The sequence below is a fragment of the Methylopila musalis genome, assembly GCF_042679725.1.
Taxonomy (GTDB): domain Bacteria; phylum Pseudomonadota; class Alphaproteobacteria; order Rhizobiales; family Methylopilaceae; genus Methylopila; species Methylopila musalis.
Genome location: NZ_JBHTMX010000220.1, coordinates 1 through 4414, shown reverse-complemented (window position 1 = coordinate 4414; position 4414 = coordinate 1). Strand labels below are relative to the sequence as shown.

General features: G+C 72.1%; 3 protein-coding genes. 1 reads left to right on the top strand and 2 read right to left on the bottom strand.

The genetic code is table 11. The features are described 5' to 3' along the window. Both ACFQ4O_RS15490 and chpT read right to left on the bottom strand, forming a co-directional pair. A partial coding sequence (locus ACFQ4O_RS15490; protein ID WP_378776926.1) for a helicase-related protein occupies positions 1-2997 on the bottom strand: 2997 nt, incomplete at its 3' end. 178 nt (positions 2998-3175) lie between these two features. Continuing rightward, positions 3176-3859 carry a histidine phosphotransferase ChpT gene (chpT, locus tag ACFQ4O_RS15485; RefSeq protein WP_378776924.1) on the bottom strand — a complete coding sequence of 228 codons (684 nt, stop codon included), beginning with the start codon at positions 3857-3859 and terminating at the stop codon, positions 3176-3178. Between the two features lie 143 nt (positions 3860-4002). On the opposite strand from chpT, the gene ACFQ4O_RS15480 reads away from it, so the two are divergent. Continuing rightward, positions 4003-4414, top strand: a 412-nt coding sequence (locus ACFQ4O_RS15480; protein ID WP_378776922.1) for a 3'(2'),5'-bisphosphate nucleotidase CysQ family protein, incomplete at its 3' end; no start/stop codon positions are given.

Sequence of the window (4414 nt, the reverse complement as noted above, 5' to 3'; positions counted from 1 at the left end):
CGGCCGACGGTCGCGACCGCCGCGTTCCGGCCGGTCCCGGCGGCCGAAGCCGCCCGGACGCCACACCTCGATGAACTCCGGCTCAGCCGATTCGGCCGGCGCCGCGGTCTCCGTCGCCGTGGCGTCGGCGACCGCGGCCTCCGCCGTCACGGTCCCGGCGTCCGCCGCGACCGCTTCATCGGACGTCTCCGCGGCCGCAACCTCGTCGGTCACGGTCTCGATCGCGTCCTCCGCCTCGATGGCGTCGACCGTCTCCGGCTCGGGCTCGTCCGCCACCGGATCGACCAGCGCCGGCGCCTCGGAGGCCACGTCGAACACCGGCGTGTCGCCCGCGTCCGGCGACGTCTCGGCGACGTCCGGCGACGGCTCGTCCGTCGCGTCGACCGCATCGGCCGCAACGGCGTCGGCGACCGTCACGTCCGTCGCCTCAGCCGAAACCGCGTCCTCGGCCGAAGCGGCGTCCTCGGCCGCAGGCGCCGTCTCGCCGATGGGCGCGGCCTCCGCCGGCGCGGTCGGCTTGGGCTTGCGCTCCATGCGATAGCCGAGCGCGCGCAGGATGGCGGCGAAGTCCTCGCCCGAGCAGCCCGCGAGCGAGGTCATGGCGACCGTCACCGTGAAGCCGTTGCCATCGGCGGCGCCGGCGGGCGCCGAGCCGCTCTGGCCCGGCTTCCAGGCGATGGCGGGACGGATGAGGTCCGCCAGCCGTTCCAGAATGTCCACGCGGATCGCCCGCTCGCCGCAGACCCGGTAACCGAGCGCGCGGTAGAGGCCCTTGTCGACCTCCGTGTCGGCGGGGATCGAGGTGCGGCCCGAGGCGGCCAGATGGGCGATGTCGTCCACCTTGGAGTCGGTGTCGTGGCCGTGGGCCAGCGCCCAGAGCTGGGCCGCGAGCGCGCGCGGCGCCGGCTTCATCAGCGTGGGCAGATAGATGTGATGGGCGCCGAAGCGCACGCCGTGCTTGCGCAGCGAGGCGCGGGCGTCCTGCTCCAGCCCCTTCACCTCGTCGGCGACGCGGGCGCGGTCGAGCACGCCCAGCTCCTCCACAAGCTGGTAGGCGACGCCGCGGGCGACGCCGGTCACGTCCTCCGCGGATTCGAGCGCGGCCAGCGGCCCGAGCAGGCGCTGGACATGGCTGCGGATCCAGAGGTCGAGGCGCTTGTCCACCTGCTCCCGGGCGGCGCCGGTGAGCTGGTCGTCGGCCAGCACCCGCACGCGCGGCGCGAGCGTCTTGTCGCCCTTGACCAGCCGGCCCACCAGCTCGCCCTGCCAGCGCACCGCGCCGTCGGAGGCGAGCACGATGTCGCCGTCGCCCACATTGGCGAAGCGGTTGGCCCGCGCGTCGATCTCGCCGGCCAGCGCCTTGGCGGCCGCGGCGCGCAGCGCCTTGCCCTCCACGGTGTCGGCCGAAGAATCCGGCGCGAACTGGAAGCCCGCGAGACGCCCGACATGGTGTCCCTCGACGACCACGTCGCCGTCCTTGTTGATTTCGGCCTCGAGCATGTCCTTTTCCCTGAGGCGGCGCATGAGCACGCTGGTGCGGCGATCAACGAACCGTTGGGCGAGCCGCTCGTGCAGCGCGTCCGAAAGCCTGTCCTCGACGCTGCGCGTCACTCCTTGCCAATGGTCGGGATCGTCCAGCCAATCGGCTCGATTGGCGACGAACGTCCAGGTCCTGATATGCGCGATGCGCGCGGATAGCGTGTCGATGTCCCCATCCGCGCGATCCGTCAAGGCGACGTGCCGGGCGAACCAGTCGGTCGGGACCATACCCGGACGGCTGAGAAAACCATAGAGCTCAGCGAGCAGTTCCGTGTGCTGCGCCGGCGCGATCTTCCGATAGTCCGGAACCTGGCACACCTCCCACAGCAGGCGCACCATCTTCGGGCCACGCGCCGCCGCCCGCACCTGCGCGTCGCGGCCGAGGTGGATCAGGGCCTTCAGGTCGTCCGCGTCGGGCGCGCGGGTGAGCCCGGCCTCCGCCGGTGGACGCGAGAGGCTATCCACCAGCGCGCCGACCGAGGCGAAGTCCAGCCGCCCGTTCCGCCACTGCAGCACCCGGACGGGCTCGAAGCTGTGGCCTTCCAGCCGCTCCACCAGCTCCGGCTCGAACGGCGGACAGCGGCCGGTGGTGCCGAAGGTTCCGTCCCGCAGGTGGCGGCCCGCGCGGCCGGCGACCTGGCCGATCTCCGACGGGTTCAGCCGCCGGAACTGGTGGCCGTCGAACTTGCGGTCGCCGGCGAAGGCCACATGGTCCACGTCGAGATTGAGGCCCATGCCCACCGCGTCGGTGGCGATGAGGTAGTCCACGTCGCCCGCCTGATACATGGCGACCTGGGCGTTGCGGGTGCGGGGGCTGAGCGCGCCCAGCACCACCGCCGCCCCGCCGCGCTGACGGCGCACCAGCTCGGCGATGGCGTAGACCTCGTCCGCCGAGAAGGCGACGATGGCGGAGCGCGGCGGCAGCCGGGTGATCTTGCGCTCGCCCGCGAACAGAAGCTGGCTCAGGCGCGGCCGGGTGATCACATGCGCGCCGGGCAGCAGCTTCTCCACCAGCGGGCGCATGGTGGCGGCGCCCAGCACCAGCGTCTCGTAGCGGCCGCGCAGATTGAGCAGCCGGTCGGTGAAGACATGGCCGCGGTCGAGATCGGCGCAGAGCTGGATCTCGTCGATCGCCACGAAATCCACGTCGAGATCGCGCGGCATGGCCTCGACGGTGCAGACCCAGTAGCGGGCGCCGTGGGGCTTGATCTTCTCCTCGCCGGTGACGAGCGCGACCTTGGCCGCCCCCACCTTCTCCACGAGCCGCTGATAGACCTCGCGCGCCAGCAGCCGCAGCGGCAGGCCGATAAGCCCCGAACCGTGGGACGCCATGCGCTCGATGGCGAGATGGGTCTTGCCGGTGTTGGTGGGCCCCAGGACCGCCGTCACGCCCCGGCCGCGCGCGGGCGCCAGCAGGTCGGACGCGGGAGCCGGAGCGAGATCGGCGACGTCGGTCATTCACCGTTCCTTAGCATCCGGGCCGGCGCGGATGCACGCGAAACGAGTCCCGCGGGCCTCACGAAAACTGGAACGGGTCTGGAACGAAGGCGGGGCGAATCGGCGATCGGGGCGAAATTCGCGATTCGTTCCAAGTGCTTGATTCGACTCGCGGTCTTCGCGTTTCGTCCTCGCCCGGTCAGGCGGAGACGGGAACGGCGCGGGTGACGATGGTGTCGCCGTCGCCTTCCGCCTCGATCGTCACCGCCATGTCGGCGGCGCGGGCGACGAGGCCGGCGTAGAACGGCTGGATCACATGGGCGTCGACCCGATCCTCCGGCGCGCGGCCGGCGAGCAGGTCCACCACGTTCACCGGCACGCGGGCGGTGGGGCCCGTGGCGGAGATGCGGAACGAGGTGTGGTCGTCGCCGTCGCCTTCCGACGTGACGGTGATGACCCCGCCGCGGGGAATGGTGGTGGTGGCGACCAGAACGAGGTTCAGCAGCAGCTTCACCTTGTTCTTCAGCAGGAGCTGGCGCTTCGCCTCCCAGACCAGCTTGGTCTTCTGGTCCTCAATAAAGCCGCGGGCCACCTGCTCGGCGTCGCCGAGATCGAGCACCGCCGCCGCCGAGCCCGCCGCGCCGAAGGCGATGCGGCAGAACTGCAGCCGGGCCGAGGCCTGCGCCGCGCTCTTCTTGATCAGGTCGAAGGCGAAGCCGCGCATGCCCTCGTCCTTCTCGTCCTCGAGGATCTCGAGGCCGTTGACGATGGCGCCCACCGGGCTGATGACGTCGTGGCAGACGCGGCTCGCGATCAGCGCCGCGAGGTCCAGCCCGTCGAGCGTGATGACGCCGGAGGACGGCTCGGAGTCGGAGGTTGACATGGAGGCTCCTGCCAAGGCTTGGGATGAACCATCGTCACGCGAGGCGACTCGCATAAGGCCTTTGGGGCCACTTCGCCTGATACACGCCCGCGCCGTCGCCCTCAAGGCGCGGTCCGCCTTCCGCCCCTAGAGGCTCCGCCCCCATGACCGCTCCCGCCCTCGACGCCCGCCTGCTCGCAGCCCTGTCGGAGCTTTGCGCCGAGGCCGGCCGCGTCATCCTCGACATCTACGACGCCGAGGCGATCGCCGTGCGCGAGAAGGGCGACCGCAGCCCGGTGACGGCCGCGGACGAGCGGGCGGAGGAGGTTCTGCTGGCGGGGCTCGCCCGGCTGCTGCCGGGCGTCGCGGTGGTGGCGGAGGAGGCCTCGTCCCGGGACGGCGCGCCGGCGCAGGCGCCGTCCGTGTTCCTGCTGGTCGATCCGCTCGACGGCACGCGCGAGTTCCTGGCGCGCAACGGCGAGTTCACGGTGAATGTGGGGCTCGTGATCGACGGCGCTCCGGCGGCGGGCTGCGTCCATGCGCCGGCGCTCGGCGCCACCTGGCTCGGCGCGGTCG

Excerpts from the sequence above, each read along its gene's own strand:
- chpT (WP_378776924.1), bottom strand. The coding sequence starts at position 3,859 with ATGTCAACCTCCGACTCCGAGCCGTCCTCCGGCGTCATCACGCTCGAC.